We start from the raw sequence: 23,968 nt of genomic DNA, 5'->3' as shown, positions 1-23,968 counted from the left end.
GGCTGGTGACGTTCCCATTGGCATCATATCCCGTATACGTGCTATTCGTGATTACCCCGGTGGGATTCGTGATGTCATATCCGGGCTGGTCGGTGCGGATTAGGCGGTGCTGGTCGTTATAGGTGTAAATGGTCGGGACGCCTGAGCCGACTTTGGTATAGGTGAGCGAGGTCATCAGGTCTTCCACATTGTAGCCATAGCTTACGACATTGCCCAGTGCGTCTGTGGTCGAGGTAAGGCGTCCTGATATGTCGTAGGCGTTCGTCGTCACTCGTCACTCTGCATCGGTCGTGGTCAGGACTTGTCCCCGTGCATTATAAGAGCAGCCAGTAGCGTAGAGCGTAGAGCTAACGTATGAAGTGATAACCCGGCTGGCTTTATCTAAGATGGAGTAGGAGGTCGTGGAGACTGCCGAGCCGTAGGCGGCGGTTGCGGCGGTTTGCCTGCCGGCATTATCGAAGTAGTGATAGGTTTGTTCGTTCAGGGTGCCCATCGGGTCTAAAGCGGTGAGATACACCTGCTTATTCTTATTATATTGGGAGGATACCATCTGGTAAGAGGAGGTCGCGGAATCAACCAATGTTTCCACATAGTGGATGGAGCGGTCGCCCATGGCGTCGTAATAATATTTGGCGTCGGTCGTGGAGGTATTATTGATATAGGTTCGCGTTACCCGGTCTGCCGGGTCGTATTCGGTATAGGCCACCGGCGCGTTAATCGTGCCTATGGTCGGATTGACGTATTCGCCCGCGTCGGCTATGCCATCGCCATCGGTATCATACCACGGGCCGATTACCTGTGTCCTGCGTCCGACTGCGTCGTAGGCATAGGCGGTGGTGATGTAAACGCCCATCGTGCTTTCAGCCGAGCGCATGTGGGTAACTTCATTCACGTTATTATAGAATGTCCAGGACTGGTTGCCGCGCGCGTCTATGGTATAGGTCTGGCGGCCGAGTAAATCGAATCCGTATTGGACCGTGGTCGAGGAAGCGACATCCGTGGTGGTGACAAGGCGGTCGACGGAATCGTAGGTCATGGAAATGGCGTGATTGCCCGCATCGAGGATGCCGGTCTGGTTGCCATTAACGTCGTAGAAGTATTCCGTCCAGGCGTAATCGGGTGCGGCGGTCAACTGCCGCTTGGTTTTCCAGAGGCGCGCGTTCGGGTAATAGTAATATTCGGTCAAGGCGCCTGCGGCATCAGTGCGGGAGATTACCTTGCCCGCGGCATCGTATTCGGTGTAAGAGGAGATATTAAGCCCCGATGGGTCTATATGCTGTTCGGTCACACCGCCCCAATTGTATGCCCAGGTGGTGACGAGGTTCAAGCCGGTTGAATCCACCGTCCGGCTGGTGCACCTGTCCAAGAGGTCGTATTCGCTGGCGGTCTCGATGCCGTTAGGGTCGGTTTCCAAGATACGGTTGCCGCGTTCGTCGTATTCGTAGACAGTGGCGACGTTGTTCGCAATGTAACTTGGATAGTCGACGTTATAGGAAGTGGTTATCCAGCCGATGTCGTTGGTGACGCGCTCTCCGGTGACGAGAGAGAACGTGCCTCCATCTGTCACGGTTTCCTTTATGCCGTATCCGTTGGAGTCGTAATTGTAAGTAGTGGTGAGGTTTAAGGTATCCGGGTCGCGGTGGTGCTTATATAATTGTCCGATGACCGCGGCGTCGCTCGTTTCATTGGAGGTATAGTATTCCCAGGTGGTCTTGCGGTTAAGCTTGCCCGTGCCGTAGTCTTCTATTTCCTGGGTGAGCTGTCCTGCCGTGCTATAAGTGCGGGTGGTGGTGATGCCGAGTGCGTTGCCGATTTCGGTCGGTAAATCCGGGTTGGTAGAATCGCCGTAGAGATATTGGGTATTGGCGCCGGCGGCATTGGTGGTGGAAAGGACATTGCCGCGCGAGTCGTATGCCCAGTAGGTCGTTGCGCCTGAGGGCTTGGTTTCGGTTATGACATTCCGGGAGCTATCAAATCCCCGGCTGGTTTCCTCATCTATCCAGCGCGTCCAGACACCAAGCTGTGCATTGGTGTAAACGTCATCCACTTTACCCGTGCGGCCTGTGACGACCGTATGGTCGGGGTTGGCGTGGTAAACGATGGTAATATCCTCGTTCAAGGGCCCGGTAATCGAGGTGCATTTATTACCGGTCATGTTGAAGACGCGGTTATTATAACTCTCCGGGGAGGTCTGGGTAACCTGGTTATAATTATAAGACCAGCCCCAAGCCCAGGCGCCGCCGTTCTTCGTGGCGCCGGTTAAGACGCCGGAGGTATAATCAAAATCCGTCACCGAACTGCTGATGGGAGACCCACTCTGGTTTTTGATATAAAGCTCGTTTATGCAATGGGTGCCGGAATCGACGTCAAAATATATAACCATCCCGTTAGCAAGGGTAACATAGTTAAGGTCGCCGTTAGGGTCATAGGTGGCGGTGACGGTGTGGTTGTTAAGGTCTTGGGCTTTATAAAACTTTCCGTTAGGATAGAAGGTTAAAGTAGTCCGGTCTTTATTGGTCAGGACGTAATTACCGGTGGAAGAATCTATGGTGATAGTGCGGTATAAGCCGTAATGGGGATAGGAAACCCAATGGGCGGGTGACTCGCCGTCTTTCCAGAAAAGGATTTCCCGTCCGGATTCGGTCACCTGGATGATGGAGCCATCGGTCTGGATAATCAGGCGCATATTAAATGTATGCGTCCAGTTGTAGCCCAGAGGTGATGAGGGGTTATCGGTCGCGGGGATGCTATTGCCGTAAATGACGACGTTTGTCGGAAGCCCGTCAACGGGCACGATATAGGTTAAAGGCACGGCGAGATTGACGTTGCCGCTGGCGAGGTCGACGGTGGCGTTGGCATCCGAGATACGCGGGGAGAGGCCATCCGAGCCCGCGCCGCGCGCCGAGGGCAGGTTTATTTCTTCATGCGGGGCGTAACCCAAAAGCCAGCCGTTTTTAACGAGGTAGGCGTAGTCGTTGGTGACGTTGGCCGCGTTGGTATCCGCACCCGCGCCGGGACCGGCGGTAAAGGCGGGTTCAATGACGTGCCCCCAGAAATTGCCTTCATTCTGCTGGGTGGCTGAATTATACCAGTAGAGATTTATAGCATCCGTGGAATAGGCGTTCCAGGTGGTATTGTTAAAGATGTTATTCTGGTAAACGAGGATGCTTGTTGTGGTAGCGTTATTGCTCATGGTAACACCGTAGGCATTGGAAATAAGCGAGTTGCCGGTAATAGTAAGTGATTTGCCGCTGCAGCTTAAGATTCCGATTCCGCCCACCGTATTCGACTGGCAGGTGTTGGTCGTGACCGTATTATAATTCGCGTTCCAAAGCCTGATGCCATCCCAGGAATTTCCCGTGCAGGTATTATTCGCCACGACGGTGTTAGAGGTGCCCGAAGGCAGGCCAATACCGCTGGTGCCATTGCCGTAGCAGGTATTATATGTAACGCTGTTATAACGCGCGCCGTAAACGGCGATGCCCAGATTGGTGTTAGATGAGCAGGTGTTATCAGTGAGAGTGCTATAATTGCAGTTAATATACATCCCGTTTGAGCTGTTGCCGTTAACGACACAGCCGGTAACGGTATTATTCAGGGCGTTGTTTGAAATGGCTATTCCATTATACGCGTTGCCGGATGAGGAAGAATCGGAGATTGTGTTATAATCCGCCCCGCCGGTCAACACGATGCCGTTGCTGGCGACTGATTTTGAAGCCGCACATCCGGAGACGGTGTTGTAATCCGTATTATAAAGACAAATACAGCTGTTTTGGTTAGTGATGGATGTAGAAGAGGCGATGGTATTGGTCGAGCCGCCGGAAACATAGATGCCGACATAGAAATACTGAACCGTGCAATCGGTTAGGGTGACATTAGTATTGCTGTTAAGATAAATGCCGTAGCCGGTATTGGTGCCGCTGATATAATAGCCGCCGCCATCCAAGGTAATATTATTGGCCGTGATAACCACGTAATCGAGAATATTCTGGGTGAGCGTATAAGTGCGTGAGCCGGAATCGTAATTATACGGAGGAGTGGGCGGGGGCGTGCCGCCGTTTGCTTCAATACCGATATAGACCGTGCCGTGTTCGGGCATGATATAGACATGGTGCGCCTTGCGGATATCCTGATGGTATGTATACGTTGCGTTATGCTTTTTCAGCTTGAATGAATCCTCGAACGCGCCGTCCTCGTGGCGGTAGAGCTTGCCGGATTCCTCGCCCGTAAAAAACCCATCCAGCCCTTCGATGGTGATTTTGGTCTGGTGCTTATTGGTATCAACCGCTTCGATATGATAGCTGACCATATCTTGAAATGCTTCCAGGACGATATGGACTTCTTCCTTGGAAGTAATTTTGAGGTCAGGGAAATACGGATTTCCAGATATGACGAATTCCGTGCCGGTCGCTTCAAAGGCGTTGTGGTAGCCATCGTGCGGCCAGGTGGAGATATCGTCCGGGTCATATTCTTCAGCCCAGATGAGGCCGATAGATAAAACCATTGCCAGGCAAACCAGGGTGACCGCGCCGTACAGCTTTCCGTATTTCATGCCAAATCCTCCTTATAATAAAAGTTTCAAGTTGGGAAATTCCATTTTGGTGAGTATACATCTTATAAAAAACATGTCAATACGTGATTCCATTTTCAGGATAAATTCCTATACCCATCATATGAGACAATAATTCAGAACTATTTTCCTTACGGTTTTATACGCGATAGCCGTGCCCGTTGAATTGAGCTTGTAAGTTATCCAGCTATAATTAGGATTCTTTTGCCATAATTGCTTTACTAAATTAAGGACCGGCTTGGCGGTGGTTTGTGGATGGCTTTTATGCGCGCGGGATAAATACATCAAGCCTTTAACACCGTGTTTAGCATAACGCTTTTTAAGGCGATAATACGTGGAGCGGCTAACATCAAATATCCGGCAGGCCTTTTCGATATTGCCGCATTTCTTGGCATACAATAATAATCCCAGGCGTTTCCTGACTATATTATCATATTTATCTGCCATAAAATCACTCTTTTTAGGAACCTTAAGAATGACTTATTAAGCAAATAGCGTGCCAACTTTTGCAGTTTTTGGATAATAGTTGCTAGCTGTTAGATAACCGGTTGAATTAATTGGAGTTGGATTTACAAGTAGTTTTAGTTTCGGTGAAAATCCGGCAAAAACGGCCCTATTTTATGCACAAGTTCTTGTGCATCGTGCACAAGAACTTGTGCATATTCCCCTTATACTATGTTTTTATACAGGTGTCTAAATGGATTATACCCTTTAGATTTAGTTCAGTGCAACGGGCAATAAAAAACCCCGCCCCCCTCCGAAGTAATTTCGGAGAGAAACGGGGTTATGAGACCAGCGCCCGGCAACGACCTACTTTCCCACCACTGAGATTCCCAGCAGTATCATCGGCCCCAAGGTCTTAACTTCCGTATTCGGAATGGGAACGGGTGTAGCCCCTTGGGTATTGGATCACCGGGCATTTTTTATGTTATAATTACGGAATGGGGGCAACTTACGCTGCCCCCATTAAAAGACTTTATAGATTACTAATGGTCAAGCCGAACGACTGATTAGTATCCCTCGGCTGAAGCCCTTACAGGCCTTACACCTAGGACCTATCAACCTGGTAGTCTACCAGGAGTCTTCTTACCACTTATGTGATTGGGAGATCTAATCTTGAGGTGAGCTTCACACTTAGATGCTTTCAGCGTTTATCTCATCCGGACATAGCTACCCAGCGATTACCCCTAGCGGGATAACTGGTACACCAGAGGTCCGTCCATCCTGATCCTCTCGTACTAAGGACAGGGCCTCTCAAATCTCCTGCGCCCACACCAGATAGGGACCGACCTGGCTCACGCCGGTCTGAACCCAGCTCACGTACCGCTATTGATCGGCGAACAGCCGAACCCTTGGGACCTTCTTCAGCCCCAGGATGCGATGAGCCGACATCGAGGTGCCAAACGGCGTCGTCGATATGGACTCTTGGACGCCATAAGCCTGTTATCCCCAGCGTACCTTTTGTCTGATGAGCGATGGCCCTTCCATTCGGTACCACCGGATCATTAGGCCCTACTTTCGTACCTGCTCGACTTATAAGTCTCGCAGTTAAGCTCCCTTCTACCCTTACACTCCACGTGCGGTTGCCAAGCGCACTGAGGGAACCTTGGGACTCCTCCGTTACTCTTTAGGAGGAAACCGCCCCAGTCAAACTGCCCGCCTCACATTGTCTCCCAACTTACAAAGTCAGGGTTAGAACTTTAGCATAACAAGAGTGGTATTTCACCGTTGGCTCAGCCCGATCCGAAAACCGGGCTTCAAAGCCTCCCACCTATCCTACGCAAATTAAACCAAAGTTCAATATGAGGTTACAGTAAAGGTGCACGGGGTCTTTCCGTCTAGATGCGGGCAGGCGGTATCTTCACCGCCGCTGCTATTTCGCCGAGCTCCTCGTTGAGACACCGGCCAAGTGATTACGCTATTCATGCACGTCGGAACTTACCCGACAAGGAACTTCGCTACCTTAGGACCGTCATAGTTACGGCCGCCTTTTACTGGGGCTTCGGTTAGGAGCTTCACCCACCTTACGGTGGATTGACCCCACCCCTTAACCTTCCAGCACTGGGCAAGCGTCGGTCTGTATACAGCGTCTTACGGCTTAGCACAGACCTGTGTTTTTGATAAACAGTTCCCCAGCCCTCTTAACTGTGACCCAGAAATGCTTTGTCCCGTATAGAGACTGACAAATCAGGGCACCCCTTGTCCCGAAGTTACGGGGTCATTTTGCCTAGTTCCTTAACGAGGGTTCACTCGAGCGCCTTAGGATTTTCTCCTCGCCTACCTGTGTCGGTTTGTAGTACGGTCTCCCTAAGTATTCCCTTCCGAAGCTTTTCTCGTGAGCATGGCATCAGCAGCTTCATCCTAAACGGACTCCCTTATTCCCCTCGGCGTTAACGGTGCGACGGATTTGCCTATCGCACCCGCCTACAGGATAAACCCGGAATTTCTATCCTCCGGGACTGCCTAGCCTCCTCCGCCCCTCCGGAAGAGTCTTTGTCATACTTAAGAAGGTAGCCGAATATTAACGGCTTCTCCATCGACTACGCCTTTCGGCCTCGTCTTAGGTGCCGACTAACCCTGAGCGGAATTACCTTCCCCAGGAAACCTTAGGCTTACGGCGAACCTGCTTCTCACAGGTTTTGGCTCGCTACTGAAGTCCGGATAATCACTTCTATTCAGTCCAGTCAAACTCGCGTTTGGCCTTCGTTCCGAATAGAACGCTCCCCTACCACTTATTCTTGCCCGAAGGCAAGAATAAATCCGCAGCTTCGGCAACAGGCTTGAGGCCCGATCATTTTCGGCGCAAAACGACTCGGCCAGTAAGCTGTTACGCACTTTTTAAATGATGGCTGCTTCTGAGCCAACATCCTGGCTGTCTTAGTCATCTCACTTCCTTTAACACTTAGCCTGTTTTTGGGACCTTAGCTGGCGGTTTCTGGGTTGTTTCCCTGTTTGAACGTGGAGCTTAGCCCCCACGTACTGTCTCCCGTGATACGGATACTGGTATTCGGAGTTTGGTTGGATGAGGCAGTCTGGTGGACCCCTCTTATCCATTCAGTCTCTCTACCCCCAATATCTATTACACGAGGCTAGCCCTCAAGCTATTTCGAGGAGAACCAGCTATTGGCCAGTTTGATTAGCCTTTTACTCCTACCCTCAGTTCACGGGATAACTTTTCAACGTTATACCCTTAGAGCCTCCACTTCGAGATTATCGAAGCTTCACTCTGACCAAGGGTAGATCACTGGCTTTCGGGTCTACAGCATAAGACTAAATCGCCCTTTCAGACTCGCTTTCGCTACGGCTCCTTCCGGCACTTACATACCAGAATTAACCTCGCCTTACACCGTAACTCCCGGACTCATTATGCAAAAGGCACGCGGTCATCCCGATAAATCGGGACTCCCACAGTTTGTAGGTGTATAGTTTCAAGTTCTATTTCACTCCCCTCGCCGGGGTTCTTTTCACCTTTCGCTCGCGCTACTTGGTACACTATCGGTCATTGGATAATATTTAGCCTTAGCCCATGGTCGGGCAAAATTCACGCCTGCTTCCCCGAGACAGACGTTACTTGGGAGAATAGCCAGAAGAGGCAATATCTTTTCGTTTACAGGACTATCACCTTCTATGGTCCGTCTTCCCAGACGATTCAACTAAGATATTGTTTTGTAACTCTTCCTTCCCGCTCGTGACGGGAAACGGCTACACCCCGTGACACCCCATCAGCAACGCGCACGGGCTTGAACGCTGATAGGGTTTAGGCTTTTTCCTTTTCGCTCGCCGCTACTGGGAAAATCAATCACTTTCTCTTTTCCTGAGGGTACTGAGATGTTTCAATTCCCCTCGTTCGCTTCCCGGCTTGCGCCGGGATATCCCAATTCAACATCGGGATGAGTTTCCTCATTCGGAAATCCCCGGGTCAAAGCCTGCTTGACGGCTCACCGGGGCTTATCGCAGCCTGCTACGTCCTTCATCGCTTTCCAATGCCAAGGTATCCTCTATACACCCTTAGTAGCTTGACCAAATTTTTTGTGTATTCTTATCCTAAGTTCTTAAGTCTTTTGATCCGTATTGTCAAAGATCTAATATTCGCGATTAAGCGAATTATTTATTATACAGAAAGAAAACCAATCCGTCAAGTTTTTTATATACTATGTATTCGGAGGCGATCAAATTCGCTCTCCCGACATATAAAATATTTATCCTCTTTCCACCATATAAAATGGAGGTGATCGGATTTGAACCGACGACCTCGTGCTTGCAAAGCACGCGTTCTCCCAGCTGAACTACACCCCCGTATCAGCCTATCGGATAACCAGAGCGTCAGATTATCGCAATGATATTCTAGTCTCCTGGTAATCCGGTATTCAAATCTGGGCGTGAACAGAGTTGAACTGTTGACCTTTCGCTTATCAAGCGAATGCTCTAAACCAACTGAGCTACACGCCCTTTTGTTTAGATTATGAAAAAAATAAACCATCCCGACTTACGCCGGGATGGTTTATAAAGACCAAGGGGGAGAAACGGGACCATTTTGGTATCACCTTAGAAAGGAGGTGATCCAGCCGCAGATTCCCCTACGGCTACCTTGTTACGACTTAGCCCTCCTCACACATTTTACCTTGGATGTCTTTCTCCCTTGCGGGTTGAAACAACATCTTCAGGTACCCTATGCTTGGGTGGCTTGACGGGCGGTGTGTACAAGGCTCGGGAACATATTCACCGCAGCGTGGCTGATCTGCGATTACTAGCGATTCCAACTTCACGGAGGCGAATTGCAGCCTCCGATCTGAACTGAGATCGGTTTTTTTTCTGTGTTGTTTCTGTGTAATTCTGTGGCGCTTTTGTGATTCAGTGGCTTGTTTTTTAAGTTTCAGGATGGGTGAGGTTAGCAACACAGGACAGGGGTTGCGCTCGTTGTAGGACTTAACCATACATCTCACGACACGAGCTGACGACAGCCATGCAACACCTGTGCAAGCAACCGACTTTACGGTTCGTTCACCTTTCGGATCCCTACTACAAGCATGTCAAACCCTGGTAAGGTTCTTCGCGTTGCGTCGAATTGAACCACATGCTCCACCGCTTGTGCGAGCCCCCGTCAATTCCTTTGAGTTTTAATCTTGCGACCGTACTCCCCAGGTGGGATACTTACGCGTTAGCTGAGCCAGAGGCACCCTTAACGAGCACCTCTCGCGAGTATCCATCGTTTACGGCTAGGACTACCAGAGTATCTAATTCTGTTTGCTCCCCTAGCTTTCGTCCCTCAGCGTCAGGTATGTTCTAGAGAATCGCCTTCGCCTCTGGTGTTCCTGTAGATATCTACGCATTTCACCGCTCCACCTACAGTTCCATTCTCTTCTTCCACCCTCAAGCCAGACAATATCAAATGCCATTCTCCGGGTAAGCCGGAGGCTTTCACACCTGATTTAACTGGCCGCCTACAGACCCTTTACACCCAGTAAATCCGAACAACGCTTGCACTCTCCGTATTACCGCAGCTGCTGGCACGGAGTTAGCCGGTGCTTCCTCTGAAGGTTAAGTCAATCCCGTTTGTTAAACGGGAATTTCGTCCCCTCTGACAGGAGTTTACAACCCGAAAGCCTTCATCCTCCACGCGGCGTCGCTGCGTCAGGCTTGCGCCTATTGCGCAATATTCCCTACTGCTGCCTCCCGTAGGAGTCTGGGCAGTGTCTCAGTCCCAATGTGGCCGTACACCCGCTAAGGCCGGCTACCCGTCATAGTCTTGGTGGGCCGTTACCCCGCCAACTAACTGATAGGCCATAGATCTCTCTTCAAGCGCCACCTCTTGCGAAGCAGCCATTAATTCCATCCCGATGTCGGGACGGAATGATATCCGGTATTAGCCCCGCTTTCGCGGGGTTATCCCGATCTTAAAGGTAAGTTATCTACGTATTACTCACCCTTACGCCACTTTACTATCCGTATTGCTACAGAATTCTCGTTCGACTTGCATGTATTAAGCACGCCGCCAGCGTTCGTTCTGAACCAGGATCAAATTCTCCAATCAATCACTTAATTAAATTTTCTCAAGTACACGTGGCCCGTTTCTTCCTTGGTATTGTATTGTCAAAGAACAACTGCCTATTAGCCTCGTTATTCTACTATAAACAAAACCATTTGTCAACAAAATTTAATTATTGCGGCGAATAATATTTTTATGTATTAGTCCGCCACGGAAAGAACCTCGGTAGAACAGCAAGGGATGCATTCCCTGCAAAGGTCGCACTTTATCGGGACCGGACTATCCTCATGCAGAACCATTACCTTTAGAGGGCACGCCTGGACGCATTCGCCGCAGCCGGTGCACTTTTCCGCGTCAATTATATAGACGCCTTTCTTCTCGCTTATCGCCTCGGACGGGCAGACGCTCGCGCAGGTTCCGCACTGGTTGCAAATCCTCAGTTCATAGACGCCCGGGGACGGGAATTTTGGGTCCACTATCAGGGCGGCCTTTTTGGGGTTTACTTCCTTAAAGTGCTCAAGCGAGCATACCGACATGCATAAACGGCAACCCGTACATTTCTTTGGATCAGCTACTAATTTCATACGCGGTATAATTTACCCAAGTATTTTGATTTTGTCAAGGAAAATTATTTTCCTAATACGCTATAAGAGGCAGGAATCCTCCCCCAAGACACCTTGTCCGGGAGAGGATTCAGGAAATGTGGTTTTTCCATATGATTCCTTCACCCCCGTACCGCCATGGGGTGCGGCGCCCTACCCTATCGGGCAGGGACTCCCTATCGTCCTGCGGAGCGAAGTGGAGCGGGGGGGTTCGCTAATGAAACCCCTTAATCCAAGACACCTTCCCGAGATAACATCGTGGTAGAGCTTCAATCTGCCAGACAATATATATCGCCATCTTATTAAAAAATCTTTAGCTGTAGATTTAATATTTACCACTTATTATAATGTATACGAGCCTGGTTAAACCGCGCTTCCTGCGCTTTTTCCTCTAAAGGATACCCTAACGCAATAAGCGAAACCGGCAGAACATTTGCCGGCAGAGAAAAAAGTTTTCTCATCCCGGTAATCCTTTCAGCCCTAGGATAAATTCCCAGCCAGACTGCACCCAACCCTTTATCATGTATTGCCAAGAGCATATTCTGCGTTGCCGCCGCACAATCTATCACCGCGTAACCTTCATCAGGTGTTGTTTCCAAACCACCCAAGACCAGTATAGCCGCCGGCGCTTGTGCCAGCATTGTTGCGTAAGGATGAAACTCCATTATTTTTTTTAGGATATTTCTGTCATTCACCACCAAGAAATGCCACGGCTGTTCATTACGGGCTGAAGGCGCGTGCATTCCCGCCTCCAAGATTTCCTTGATCAGTTTCTCTGAAACATCAGCGTTCTTATACTCCCGAACACTCCGCCGGCTTAGGATTACTTCCATCGTCTCCATATAATACCCCCTATGGCAATAGAAGCACTAATCACGAGTTGAATAAAATTAAATCGTCCTGATGATTCAGCAAGCCGTAATAATCAATACTTGCTGTAACCGGATTTTATGGTAATTTTTCTTTCCTGTTTTCGTGCATCTTCGTTAAGAACCTTCATTACCTTATCCGGATATTGAACCTTTATGAAAGCTGTTGCCTGTCCGCCGCCCACTCCGGTAGTTACGTAGGCGTAATTTATATTAATATGAGCCCGGCTCAACTTCTCCGCAAGCACGGCCATGGCGCCGGGGCGGTTTGGTAAATCTATCGCCAAGACGTCGGTTTCTGTTACCGGCGCGTCGAAACGGCTCAATACCTTTTTTGCAACATCGTTTTTATCCACCACTATCCGCAAAAGACCTAAATCAATACTGTCAGAAATGGTCAGCGCCATTATATTAACTTTCTCATCGGAAAGAGCCCGGCAAATATTTGCCAGTACGCCCGGACGGTTTACCAAAGAAACGGAAAACTGCCTTACTAATTTCATGGTTTGCTTTCTCCTTCTCCCGTTCCACACCGAAGGTCCCGATAATTGGGCCTTCGGCAGAATGGGGTAAACAATCAATTGTTAAGAATCTCTATAGCTTTTAAACCCGCCTTGATGCAGTTCATATCGGCTTTTTCTTTGAGCTCCGGTGATATGAATTTATAGCGGTAGCGGTCAGCGTAAACAGAGCAAATGCTTCCTGCCCTGAAATTTCTCATATTAGCCAGCGTCAAAAGAGTGGAAGTTTCCATCTCAAAGTTTAAGACTCCGATATTCCTGAAATAATCAACCATATCCGGATAGCGCAGCGGGAATCCTGCAACCTTCCTGCCCTGCGCGCCATAAAAACCGGGAGCCGTCGCGGTAATACCCATATGCCATTTGAGCTTTAACCCTTCGACCGACTGTCTTAAAGCATGCAGCACTTCATAATGCGCGATCGCCGGGTATCCTTCAGGGACAAAAAAGGTGGATGTGTTCTCCAGCCTCAACGCACCGGTTGAAATAATTAAATCCCCCAGATTGATATTTTTCTGCAAGCCCCCGCAACTACCTATGCGAATAAGAACCGGATTGTCGACTATCTGCGAAATCTCTACAAGAGCGATTTCCGTATTATCCGGGCCTATCCCTGTGCCCATCACGGTCATCGGAATATTGTGATAAGTACCGGTAAAAGTGACGAACTCGCGGTTACGTTTGTTGAGATGAATCTTATCGAAAAGCAAAGCAACCTTTTCTGCCCTCGACAAATCACCACAAAGAAGGATATTGCGAGACAGTTCTTTCCGTTTAAGTCCGATGTGATACTGTTGTTCTTGTTTCATTATCTCGCAAACACATTAAGTATGTTTGTAATAGTATTACACTAAAAGAAAACTTTGTCAACTAATTTTTTATTTTAATAATATTTTTTATTGTCGAGATATTATAATTCTTCTCTTCAAAACATTTACTATTCTTATTCTTGACGATTCAAAATATATGCCTAAAATATAATGCAATTAACCTTAGTAAACATCATGTGATGAAAGGAGTTGTCTAATGGAAAAGAAAGCATTGGAATTCTTGAAAGATTTGGTTGCCGCCCCAAGCCCATCCGGTTTTGAAGAACCCGCCCAGAAGGTCTGGTTCGATTATGTCAAGCATTTCGCCGACAGCATAAAAAAAGACGTCCACGGAAATGTTATCGCCGCCATAAACCCTAAAGGGAACCCGAAATTCATGATGTGCGGACATTGTGATGAAATAGGATTCATGGTCAATTATATAGATGCCAACGGATTTATTTCTTTCCGAGCCATCGGTGGGGTGGATGCTTCGCTCCTTCCGGGACAGCGGGTAATCATCCATAATAAAAAAGGAAAAACTTTCGGGGTAATCGGTAAAAAAGCGATTCACCTGATGGATGATGAGGAACGCAAATCAGCCGGCTCACCGAAAATTCACGCCTTGTGGATAGATATCGGCGCCCGTAAAAAGGATGAGGTAGAAAAAATTGTTTCTATCGGCGACCCGGTAACCTTTGCCGTCGGGTTTGAATCTTTGAAGAATGATTTTGTCGTTTCACGTGGTTTTGATGATAAGATGGGCGCCTTTATCGTAGCGGAAGCTTTAAGGCAGCTCTCCAAAAGTAATATTAAAGCTGCAGTATACGGGGTTTCGACCGTACAGGAAGAAATCGGTTTGCGCGGCGCTAAAACCAGCGCTTACGGAATAGACCCTGATGTCGGGATTGCCGTGGATGTCACCCATGGCTCAGATTTCCCCGGATGTGACCCGAAGAAAATCGGCGAGATCAAACTGGGTAAAGGTCCGGCAATCTCACGTGGTGCTAATATCAATCCTATCGTATTTAATATGCTGGTGGAAACTGCCCGCATGAAAAAGATTCCTTATCAAATAGAAGCCTCTCCCGGCGCAACTGGCACGGATGCTAACATGATTCAGGTAACCAAAGATGGCGTGGCAACAGGTCTAGTAAGTGTTCCTAACAGATATATGCATACCCCGATAGAGGTGATTTCGCTGACTGATTTGGAGAATACTTCAAAACTGCTGGCTAATTTTGCAATGAAGCTCAACTCCAAGATATCGTTTATCCCATAGATCCAATAAAGATATGGCGAATTCGTTGCTGCGGACAGGTACGGTAGTTTATAACAAGCCTGTGGGGAAAAAGGATTGTTTCCGTATGGGCTTGCTGGTTAAACCGCCCATCACCGGACAGCATCCTGGGCAATTCATCCATCTCAAACTGACAAAAAGTAATGAAACCTTATTGCGCCGCCCTTTCAGCATATATAATGTTAACAAAACTAAGACAGGAAAACTAATCCTTGAGATCGTTTATCAGGTTGTCGGCAAAGGAACGCACCTGATGTCAGGCATGAAACCCGGCGCAGAGATAGACGTTATGGGGCCTTTGGGGAACGGATTCAGGATTAACAAAAAAGCCAAATATTCCATCATTGTCGCTGGAGGAATCGGCTCATCAGGATTGCATCTACTCCTTAAATATCTTACGGCGCTTAAGGGAAAGAATAAGATATACACCCTAATCGGCGCACGCTCTAAAAAAGAACTACGCGTTGAAGATTTAGTTAAACTTTCTTCAAATGGACTGCAAATAACAACAGATGACGGATCAAAAGGCAATAAAGGATTCGTAACCGGTTTGCTGGAAAAACTGATTAGTCGTTTACAGTCGCCCGCCAGGCAAATTCAAATATATGCCTGCGGGCCGGAGGGCATGACGCATCGCGTTTGCGAGATAGCTAAACAATACAAAATACCCTGCCAGGTTTCGCTGGAAGAATGGATGGGATGCGGAATCGGCATCTGCCGCGCCTGCGTCTGCAAAGTCAGGAAAGGATCTTCATTCCGCTATGCGCCGGTCTGTTCGGAAGGCCCTGTCTTTGAGGCCTCTCAACTTTATTGATTTTCCAGCAATTGTTCAGACGGGACAGGCCTTACTGATTTTGCGGGAGTGCCCATCACTAATGTTTTAGCCGGGACATCTTTTGTAACAACCGAACCGGCCGCCACCAATCCGTCTTCCCCGATGGTAATTCCGGGAAGCACTGTAGAGTTTGCCCCAATCCGCGCCCCCTTAAGCATAGTAACGCCTTTATGGTATTTAAAGCGCTCTTTGGTCCGTCCCAAGAAATTGTCGTTGGTAAAAGTCACTTCGGGAGCGATGAAGCATCCGTCGCCGATGGCAGAAATGGCGCAGATATATGTTTCCGTTTCTATCTTGCAACGCTTACCTATGGAGGTGCGGTTTTCCACGGTAACTCCACGCCCTATAATGGTTGTTTCGCCGATTGTGACATCCTCCCGTATAGAAGCGAAATCAGCCACCATAACATTATCGCTGATTTTGCATCCGCGGTAAATTATAGCCGAAGCGCCGACAAGCACCCCGTTGCCGATTTGGGCCGGCGGTAATTCTTTTTCCTTGGTCAGCGCGCTTAATACCGATTTCATGGGCGTTTTCCCTATCACCGACTGCGCATCAATCCTGACATTATCCCCGATAACGGTATCTTTATGTATGACAACATGATGTCCTATCCGGCAGTTATTGCCGATTTTAACGCCTTCTTCGATAACTGTATAATACCCGACAATCGTATCTTTGCCGATTTTAGCCGATTGATGAATTTGATTGTTCATTGTAATTGCTCCTACCTTCCTGAAATATAAAAATCATAGGCTAGTAATTGGGTCAACCCCGTTAGAGACAGGTCGCCCCGCTAAAGCGGGACGGCCGTTTAATAAAGTTGAGCCTATCGGCGATATCTTTAACGTTTCCCGATGCTTTACTTTTTCGTTCTGAAATTATATCAACCGTCTCTAACGGGGTCAATTAAATTTTACTTCACCTTGAAACCGAAAAATGCTATTATGAAATTTATGAAAAGAGCGCATCTCTGGATAAGCGGCCGGGTCCAGGGCGTATTCTTCCGCGCCCACACAGAAAACGAAGCCCGCAGATTGGGATTAACCGGCTGGGTAAAAAACATCCCTGACGGCCGCGTGGAAACCGTGTTTGAAGGAAATGACGCCGCGGTAGATGCCATGATAACCTGGGCGCATCACGGACCGCCATCGGCCAGAGTTACGAATGTGGAGATAAAATGGGAAACGCCCGAAGGACAATCAGGCGAATTTACTACTGTATATTGAATTTCTCAATTATTGCTGGATTTCCATCTCCTGCTCAAAAACCAACTCGCCGAAAATATTGCTCTTGGTTGAAACTTTTATGCCGATTTTCCCCTTATAATCGTAAAGCGGACATTGGTAATACCCGTCCCAGTAAGGAGGCTTCTTTTCCACCAGTCCGGACATATCGATTTTCACCCAATTATCCACGAATTGATTTCCTATTTTATTCAAAAGCTTCCCTTTAGCCGTTTTCACCCCCTGCGCGGGCTCCTTGGCAGCTATCGCAACCATAAATAAATCTATCGTTGCATCAGGCAGGCAAAAACCTTTTTCGTCCTTAAATTCCGGAGAGCCGAAATATTCCTCTCCCTGTGCACCGACAACCGCCGTGGGAAGCGACATTTTTATAAACGGGCATTCAACTATTTTGGTATTAAGCGCCGGCGGTTTATATTCCGCAGGTGGAATAAATATAACCAGTTGTCCTGATTTTTCCAGGCTCGGCTTTAAAAGCAGCTTAAAAGGACCTCCCCATTTCATCATCGTTTCTTTGCCTTCTTCGATTGTTATTTTCGGGAAGGCTCCGGCTCTTGCCCTTAACCGCTGGTCAAATATCGCCTGGTCAAATTCATATTCGCCGACCGGTAAAAAGTTGGTCTTGCGCCCCGGGAAAATATTTATATACTTGTCACCACTTTTAAGGGTTAACACGACGGGTTTCATCTTAGGAAAATTCAGTTCTTTTTCTATGTTTATCCTGCCGAGCTTTTCAGCGCATTTTTTCAGCTGGGCTTTCGTTCCGGTGGTATCTATGGTAATTTCATACATGCTGTCCTTTAGGTTGATAAAACGGGAAAGCCTGCCTGCCCCTTTGGAATTCTGGCCGATAACAATGGCGTCTTCTCCGTAATCGTTGTAAAAGCCGTTATTATTATCATCGATTAGAAGGATGACTTCCCCCTCTGCCTGCCCTTTCATAAAACCACCGCGTTGATAACACCAGCGCGGCACTTTTTGGGCGCCCATGTAATTCACCCCGTTCTGCCAGAAACGCATCTGGTATTTCCCTTTTACGCCGCCCTCATAAACGATATCAAACGTCACCAGTTCTTCCTTCTTTTTAATATCCTTGTCAGCCTTGGTATCACCGTCCGAATCAACTTTCAAAACAGCGTTATCCGTAAAGGCGCGGAACCCCTTGGAATGATGCGGATTCGGGAGCGGAAGATAGTCGTCCATGATTTCCGGCGGCTCCAGGCACGGGCTGGGGATATTCTTTAAAATACTCCAGTCCGCCACATACTGGAAGGTTATTTCCTTGGGACCGTCATCCTTATCCGCTCCGAAAATACCGGTCGAAATTAAACATCCGCACACTAATAATCCCGCTAAAAACGCTAATCGGTATTTCATAAATTCTCCTTTATTAAAAAGCTCTTTTTACGATATAATCCGCCAGTTCTTCCAATATACGGGCTTTCCTTCCGATATGTTTCAGCGCCGCCTTCGCGCGGACGATTGTCTTTTCCGCTTCGGTTAGATATTTATCCCTTACCGAAGCGGGGTAATCCAAAGCATCGTCTTTTAGCTGGAAAGCAAGCCCGATATGCTGACCATAAACTTCAAGCATGTCTAACATTTTTTTATTGCACCGGGCGATAATTCCGCCACAATAAACTGAAGCCTTTATCAAGGCGGCCGTTTTCATCCCAAGCATTTTAGTATAAGATTTATTATCAGGATTCGGCACAGTTTTTGTCTTATTATGAGTGAAATTTAAATCCAAAACCTGTCCGCCGACCATACCTTTAGCTCCGACAGCCGATGTAATTTCTGAAATAAGCCGTTTACTTATTACAGGTTGGTATTTTCCAGACGCCAGCACTTCAATTGCTTGGGTTAAAAACGCGTCGCCAGTAAGAATCGCCACGGCTTCCCCAAATACTTTATGGGTAGTTGGTTTGCCACGGCGCAAGTCATCATCATCCATTGCCGGCAGGTCATCGTGAATCAAAGAGTACGTATGGATAAATTCTATCGCGCAGGCCGCCGGCATAAGCGCTTTTTCGCCCGCGCCGAATATCCTACCAACAGTCAAAGCAAGAATAGGCCTAATTCGCTTGCCGCCTGAAAGGACGCTGTAAACCATTGCGTCATAAAGCTCGCCCGGAATATCTTTTTTAGAAGGCAGGTAATTAAGCAACGTTTTATCCACCTTTTGTCTTTGCTCTTTCAGGTATTTACTGGTATTATTCGTTATCATTTGATTTCTTAAACGGCTTGCACTGGAAATTGCCTTTTTCGTCTTTAATCAAGATTTCTATTCTTTTTTCTATGCCATTAAGGATTTCGTAACACTTTTTGAGGGCTTTAATCCCTTCTTCATAATGGCATAACGATTCTTCTAGGTCGAGATTTCCTTCTTCAAGTCCCGCGACTATTTTTTCCGCTTGCAACAGGTATTCTTCGAATTTCTGGCCGGATTCTTTTCTTGCGGTTGTTTCTATCGGTGAAAAACGTTCTTTTTTCATATATTATCTGATCCTTTTTTTATAGCGAAAATTAAAAGACGGTTGAACCCCGGTCCGGCGAAGGCGGTTAAGTTTGGAAAATGCGCTTAATCGCTTGGTTTTACCCGCAGGTAGCGGTTCCGGCTCCAAAAGAGGAGTTCTAAGCATTTGTAGCGTGTTTTCCAATTCTTTTATAAGCTCAAAAGGCGTTTGATGCCTATCCTCTCGCTTTTTCGTCATCATTTTAATGATAATATCATTTGTCCATTGTGAAATTTCGTCATTTTTAGTATTCGGAGCAACCAGCGGTTCAGTGATATGTTTTTTAATAACCTCGCTGGATGTTGACCCACTAAAAGGTGGTTGGCCGATTAAAATATAGTAAAAAGTAGCCCCCAGCGAATAAATATCCGAACGGATATCGACATCAGGATCTCCTTTTGCCTGCTCTGGAGAAATATAAGAAGGAGTTCCCATGATAACCCGTTTTTGCTCGGCTGTTTCCTTGGATATAATAAGCGCAAGTCCCAGGTCGCATAATTTAATGACATTATCTGTGGTTACCATGATATTAGTTGGTTTTACATCACGGTGCACCATATTATTTTTATGCGCATGCTCAAGCGCCTTGGAAGTTTGTATCATTATATCAAGCGCCGCTTCTTCGGACAAAGGCCCGTGTTGTTTTATAACATCTTCCAAAGAAGGGCCGTCAATATACTCCATGGCAAAGTAATGGACTCCGTTTGACTCCCCAACATCAATTCCCTGGACGATATTGGGATGGTTTAGCTTGGCAACGGCGCGGGCCTCCTGGAAAAAACGTTGCACGAACTTTTCGTTTTGAGCCAACTGCGGAGCCAGTATTTTTATCGCCACTACGCGGTCCATGCTTATCTGCAACGCCTTATAAACACTGCCCATCGAGCCGCGCCCGATTTCGCTGATTATTTTATAACCGGCAATTGTTGTGTGGCCGCCTTTTAAACCCTGGATGCGGAAGATATGTTTCACCTGGGCCTCGGTAAGATATCCCTTGTCTATCATTACCTCACCAAGTTTCATAGGCTCGATACCGAGTTCTTTTATTTTATGCTGAATTCTCAGGCACTCATTGATTCGTTCAACCGTAGTATATCCCAACTGTACCGCAACCGCCCCGAATGAATAGTCAACCTTTTTATCATGACTCATACAGACTGATTATATAAAAAACAAGGTGATAAGCAAGTAAAATATTCTGCCATGCGGAGAATCAGGCCGACCCAAAATGACGCTTAATCTGACTGACGGTGTCTCCGCCGAACTTATCAAGAAATGCTCTTGCTAATTCAAACGCCGCCGCGGATTCGGCAACCACCAATGCCGGCGCGGCCGCGCAGATATCGGCGGATTCCACCCGCGCGCGGCTGGTTTTTCCTGTCGCCAGGTCTATCGTTTTAAGAGGCTTTCCCAGTGTCGGCACAGGCTTAACCGCGGCTCGAATTATTATATTTTCCCCGTTTGTAATTCCGCCTTCTATTCCTCCCGCATTATCGGTAACGCGCTTCAAACCGCCTCCTTTATTGAAAAGAGGCTTGTTGCCGTTAAAGTATATGAGATCATGGGCGCCGGTGCCGGCAACCCGGCTGTATCCGAATCCGAGCCCGAGTTCCACTCCCTTAACCGCGGGTATCGCCATTACCGCGGCCGCCAATCTGCTGTCTATCCTTAAATTCCACTGGCTGTGCGAACCAAGCCCTGCCGGAACATTAAACCCGACGACCGTGAAAATGCCTCCGAGCGTGTCGCCTTTTCTTCCGGCCTCATTTATTTTCTTGATGGCCTGTAAACACGCCTCTTTATCCAGCCCGTATATTTCGGGGATTAACCGCCTTCTCAATTCGGCGGCATTGTTGAATGACGGGAATAAAGGGCACAGCATAACCCCGCCGATTTCATTGACATAACCGGCGATTTCGATTCCGAATTCGGCAAGCAACATTTTGGCGATTGCGCCGGCGGCAACGCGCACCGCGGTCTCGCGGGCACTTGCCCGCTCAGTGAAATCGCGGACGTCTTTGGCGCCGAACTTCGCCGCGGCCGCGATATCAATATGCCCCGGCCTTAAACGCGTCAAAGGCGGCATGGAATCTGTCTTTGGTTTTTTGTTCGGGATTAATATGGTCAGGGGCGCGCCGATGGTCTTCCCTTTTCTTAATCCGGTAACTATTTCAAACCGGTCCGGTTCGCTTTGCGACCTCTTGCTTCTCCCGATGCAGTCCCTGCGCCTTTTGAGCTCGGATTTGATAAGATTTAAGTTTACGGATAAGCCCGCCGGCAAGCCCTGAATCAACGCGACGAGATATTTCCCGTGTGATTCTCCGGCCGTCTGGTATGAAAGCATATTTTACTCCGGGGGCTTCGCGTCTTTCAGCGCTTTTTCGCTTTCGGTTTTCAGCTTTTGCAACTGTTCGGCTGTATTCTGGGGAATGTTCGGGTCGGCCAGAGGCTCCTTGACTTCTTCAAGAACCTTAGCGTATTCTTTATTTTCATATAGAAAATTAACCAGCTCAACTTTCAGGTCGCGCCATGGAGATGAGTTCTTAACCTGCCGTGCGATTAAGTTCGCATACATCTTGGCCGTCCCATCCACCTGTTTTAATTCCTTGTAGATTTCCAGGAGCGCCTTTACATGAGCCTCTTCATTAGATGTCTCCACGGCTTTTTTATAAAGTTCCGCGGCTCTCGACAGGTGTTTTGCGCCGGCCAGCTGACCGGCGATATCAGCCAACAGCTTCACGTCAGAATTGATTGTGATAACGATGGTATTCCAGGCGGCATTAGCCACCTTCTCGTTTGCATCGGAGAGCGCCGGTATGATACTGGAAAGCGACAGGGCGCTTTTGATTTTACCCAACGCGACCGCGGAAAGCTCCCGGACGCGCGGATCCTTGTCGTTAAAAAGGGCTTTGATTAAATACTGGGCGCCTTCTTCCATCCCAAGATTACCCATGGATTCGGCACTGGTCTGGCGGATATCGTCAAACTGGTCTTCCAAAAGTTTTGACAATGGAGCTATTGCGGTATTTGTCATCACTTTTCCCAGGTTGCTCGCCACCGTCCAGCGTATACGGTCGCGGATGTCCGAAGCGTATTGTATAATCACTTCCACCGCATAAGGAGTTTTTATCTCTCCGAGCGATTCGATAACATCCCTGTGCACATCGTCAGTTTTAGCTTTATCTTCCAGGCATATGACCAGTGCGGGAACGGCTGAACCGTCCTTTATCTTGCCGAGTGCCTCAATCACCGCTAAGATCAGAGCCTGTGAATTCCCTTTCAATTGTCCGGTCAAAGGAGCGGTTGCCTTCTGGTTGGCCAACCTGCCCAAAGCGTTCGCCGCGATTATCCGCATGGCGTCTTTTTCCTTGGGATTCTCCAAGATTTTAACAAGAGCAGGCAATTCGTTTTCCCCGCCGAGTTCTCCCAGCATGGTGATTACCGTCGTCCTCAATTCGTCTTCCGGAGCGTTTATCATTTCAGCCAGCTTGGGCAATACATCCTTAAAAGATTCCTGCGGTACAGTCTTAAACTGCTCGACCGCGTATTTCTTCACCTGCCAGAGGCTGTCGGTAAGCGCCCCGAACAGAATCGCCAGGACATCCTGCGTGGGACCTTTCCGGGCCTGTTCCAACCTGATATTAAGCTGGTTTATCTTAATGCCCACCAGCTCGGTCATAATCTTATCTATTTTTGCATCCTTTTCCGCAATCAGCTTCTGATATTTTATGACTGCTTCATCCAGCCAGACTTCGCGCGGTTTATCCTTGTAAACGCTCCACCATTCCTGCCATTCTTCCTTGGTCTTATAACGCTGGAGCGTAATCTGCTCCAGGGTCTTATTGATTTCCTCATCAAGCTTGCCGTCATGAGTCCCGAAATAATTGATTAAAGGCTCGACCTCATCCTTGCTGGTCGCCTTGCCCAGCGCCTTGACCACGTTATTCTTAGCCTCAATTGTCTTATTTTTATGCCTGAGCCTCTCCAGTAAATCGGGAATCAAAACAGGACGGTCATAATACTTTATCACTTCGAAAATAAGCGGTTGGAGAGCGGGGTTTCTCGTTTCCAGTATGTCAATAAGCGGCTCTATCAGCCTTATTTCCGGGCGCCTGGTCAGCACTTTTAATATAGAAACGACTACTTCATCTTTGGCCGTCCGCAAAGCATCTGACAGCGTTTGCATTGCCCGCTTATCGCCGCGTTCAATCAGGGCGTTTGCCGCCAGAGCCCGGTATTCCGGGTCTTCCGAATAAAGAGCTCGTTTTTGCTCGCTTAATCCTGCCTGGTCCAATGCCTTGGGCGGCGGCGGGGTCTCAGTTTTAGGCTTGAAAAACAGCCAGCATCCGCTTGAGGCAAGCGCGGTTAATAACAAACCAATAACAATTAAACGTTTAAGCATTTTTATTTATATAGCTAATTGAGATTTTATCAAAAATCATTTCCCAAACCGCTTATAATAATATACTAATTATTCCTGATGTGGTCAATAATTTGTCATTATCGCCATGAATAGATATAACAAGAAAATCGCTTCATGACCCCCCTACGGGGACTCCCGATAATGGGGTGCCCCTGCTTTGTTGAATAATTATTTTGAGGAGTGATATAAAAGTTAAAGTAAAACAGGGTCATAGACGAAAATACTTGTAGAGAACAGTATTTTTATAAGGAGAACCCGTCTATGACCCCTGATTTATTATGTGAATCGGC

General features: G+C 47.9%; 17 protein-coding genes, 2 tRNA genes and 3 rRNA genes. 3 read left to right on the top strand and 19 right to left on the bottom strand.

Annotated features, from left to right (window positions below; genetic code table 11):
- From HY811_00625 to HY811_00570, 12 genes are all read right to left on the bottom strand, one after another.
- The coding region (locus HY811_00625; protein ID MBI4833311.1) for an RHS repeat protein at positions 1-271 on the bottom strand (271 nt) is incomplete at its 3' end.
- Between the two features lie 3 nt (positions 272-274).
- Positions 275-4,552, bottom strand: coding sequence for a right-handed parallel beta-helix repeat-containing protein (locus HY811_00620; protein ID MBI4833310.1), 4,278 nt, complete (start codon positions 4,550-4,552; stop codon positions 275-277).
- Between the two features lie 117 nt (positions 4,553-4,669).
- Complete coding sequence (locus HY811_00615) at positions 4,670-5,017, bottom strand: helix-turn-helix domain-containing protein (protein ID MBI4833309.1); 348 nt, start codon at positions 5,015-5,017, stop codon at positions 4,670-4,672.
- A 350-nt stretch (positions 5,018-5,367) separates the two neighbouring features.
- Positions 5,368-5,487, bottom strand: a 5S ribosomal RNA gene (gene rrf, locus HY811_00610).
- A gap of 72 nt (positions 5,488-5,559) precedes the next feature.
- Positions 5,560-8,596 (bottom strand): 23S ribosomal RNA (locus HY811_00605).
- A 197-nt stretch (positions 8,597-8,793) separates the two neighbouring features.
- Positions 8,794-8,866 (bottom strand) — tRNA-Ala (locus tag HY811_00600).
- 78 nt (positions 8,867-8,944) lie between these two features.
- A tRNA-Ile gene (locus HY811_00595) sits at positions 8,945-9,019 on the bottom strand.
- 98 nt (positions 9,020-9,117) lie between these two features.
- Positions 9,118-10,599, bottom strand: a 16S ribosomal RNA gene (locus HY811_00590).
- The 16S, 23S and 5S rRNA genes sit together here with 2 tRNA genes alongside, the layout of an rRNA operon.
- A 157-nt stretch (positions 10,600-10,756) precedes the next feature.
- On the bottom strand, positions 10,757-11,140 hold the full coding sequence (locus HY811_00585) for a 4Fe-4S dicluster domain-containing protein (protein MBI4833308.1): 384 nt from the start codon (positions 11,138-11,140) through the stop codon (positions 10,757-10,759).
- A 350-nt stretch (positions 11,141-11,490) separates the two neighbouring features.
- Positions 11,491-11,991 (bottom strand): nitroreductase family protein, encoded by a 501-nt coding sequence (locus HY811_00580; protein MBI4833307.1) that lies wholly within the window; start codon positions 11,989-11,991, stop codon positions 11,491-11,493.
- A 92-nt stretch (positions 11,992-12,083) separates the two neighbouring features.
- Positions 12,084-12,530 (bottom strand): ACT domain-containing protein, encoded by a 447-nt coding sequence (locus HY811_00575; GenBank protein MBI4833306.1) that lies wholly within the window; start codon positions 12,528-12,530, stop codon positions 12,084-12,086.
- A gap of 74 nt (positions 12,531-12,604) precedes the next feature.
- Positions 12,605-13,357 carry a nucleoside phosphorylase gene (locus HY811_00570; GenBank protein ID MBI4833305.1) on the bottom strand — a complete coding sequence of 251 codons (753 nt, stop codon included), beginning with the start codon at positions 13,355-13,357 and terminating at the stop codon, positions 12,605-12,607.
- 217 nt (positions 13,358-13,574) lie between these two features.
- Here HY811_00570 and HY811_00565 point away from each other — a divergent pair, with 217 nt between their 5' ends.
- Both HY811_00565 and HY811_00560 read left to right on the top strand, forming a co-directional pair.
- Positions 13,575-14,639 carry a M42 family metallopeptidase gene (locus tag HY811_00565; protein ID MBI4833304.1) on the top strand — a complete coding sequence of 355 codons (1,065 nt, stop codon included), beginning with the start codon at positions 13,575-13,577 and terminating at the stop codon, positions 14,637-14,639.
- A gap of 13 nt (positions 14,640-14,652) precedes the next feature.
- Positions 14,653-15,471 (top strand): dihydroorotate dehydrogenase electron transfer subunit, encoded by an 819-nt coding sequence (locus tag HY811_00560; protein ID MBI4833303.1) that lies wholly within the window; start codon positions 14,653-14,655, stop codon positions 15,469-15,471.
- Here the strand turns inward: HY811_00560 and HY811_00555 are convergent.
- Positions 15,465-16,208, bottom strand: coding sequence for an N-acetyltransferase (locus tag HY811_00555; GenBank protein ID MBI4833302.1), 744 nt, complete (start codon positions 16,206-16,208; stop codon positions 15,465-15,467). The two genes, HY811_00560 and HY811_00555, sit on opposite strands and share 7 nt — an antisense overlap.
- A gap of 240 nt (positions 16,209-16,448) precedes the next feature.
- Between HY811_00555 and HY811_00550 the strand changes: the two genes are divergently transcribed.
- A complete protein-coding gene (locus HY811_00550) occupies positions 16,449-16,721 on the top strand; it encodes an acylphosphatase (GenBank protein ID MBI4833301.1) in 273 nt (90 codons plus the stop codon).
- Between the two features lie 9 nt (positions 16,722-16,730).
- Here the strand turns inward: HY811_00550 and HY811_00545 are convergent, their stop codons facing one another.
- From HY811_00545 to HY811_00520, 6 genes are all read right to left on the bottom strand, one after another.
- Positions 16,731-18,116, bottom strand: coding sequence for a hypothetical protein (locus HY811_00545; GenBank protein MBI4833300.1), 1,386 nt, complete (start codon positions 18,114-18,116; stop codon positions 16,731-16,733).
- Between the two features lie 13 nt (positions 18,117-18,129).
- The gene (locus tag HY811_00540) at positions 18,130-18,966 is read right to left on the bottom strand and encodes a polyprenyl synthetase family protein (GenBank protein MBI4833299.1); all 837 of its coding nucleotides are present in this window, start codon (positions 18,964-18,966) and stop codon (positions 18,130-18,132) included.
- Positions 18,953-19,234: an exodeoxyribonuclease VII small subunit gene (xseB, locus tag HY811_00535; protein MBI4833298.1), complete on the bottom strand. Its 282-nt coding sequence runs from the start codon at positions 19,232-19,234 to the stop codon at positions 18,953-18,955. Before xseB ends, HY811_00540 begins: the two co-directional genes overlap by 14 nt.
- A 3-nt stretch (positions 19,235-19,237) precedes the next feature.
- The gene (locus HY811_00530) at positions 19,238-20,407 is read right to left on the bottom strand and encodes a serine/threonine protein kinase (protein ID MBI4833297.1); all 1,170 of its coding nucleotides are present in this window, start codon (positions 20,405-20,407) and stop codon (positions 19,238-19,240) included.
- A gap of 61 nt (positions 20,408-20,468) precedes the next feature.
- Entirely contained in the window at positions 20,469-21,599 is a 1,131-nt protein-coding gene (gene aroC / locus HY811_00525) for a chorismate synthase (protein ID MBI4833296.1), read from the bottom strand.
- 3 nt (positions 21,600-21,602) lie between these two features.
- Positions 21,603-23,657: a HEAT repeat domain-containing protein gene (locus tag HY811_00520; protein ID MBI4833295.1), complete on the bottom strand. Its 2,055-nt coding sequence runs from the start codon at positions 23,655-23,657 to the stop codon at positions 21,603-21,605.
- Positions 23,658-23,968: the final 311 nt, after the last annotated feature.

The sequence above is a fragment of the Planctomycetota bacterium genome (genome assembly GCA_016207825.1).
Taxonomy (GTDB): domain Bacteria; phylum Planctomycetota; class MHYJ01; order JACQXL01; family JACQZI01; genus JACQZI01.
Note: the sequence above shows the minus strand (reverse complement) of the source record. Positions and strands in the feature narration are given on the sequence as shown.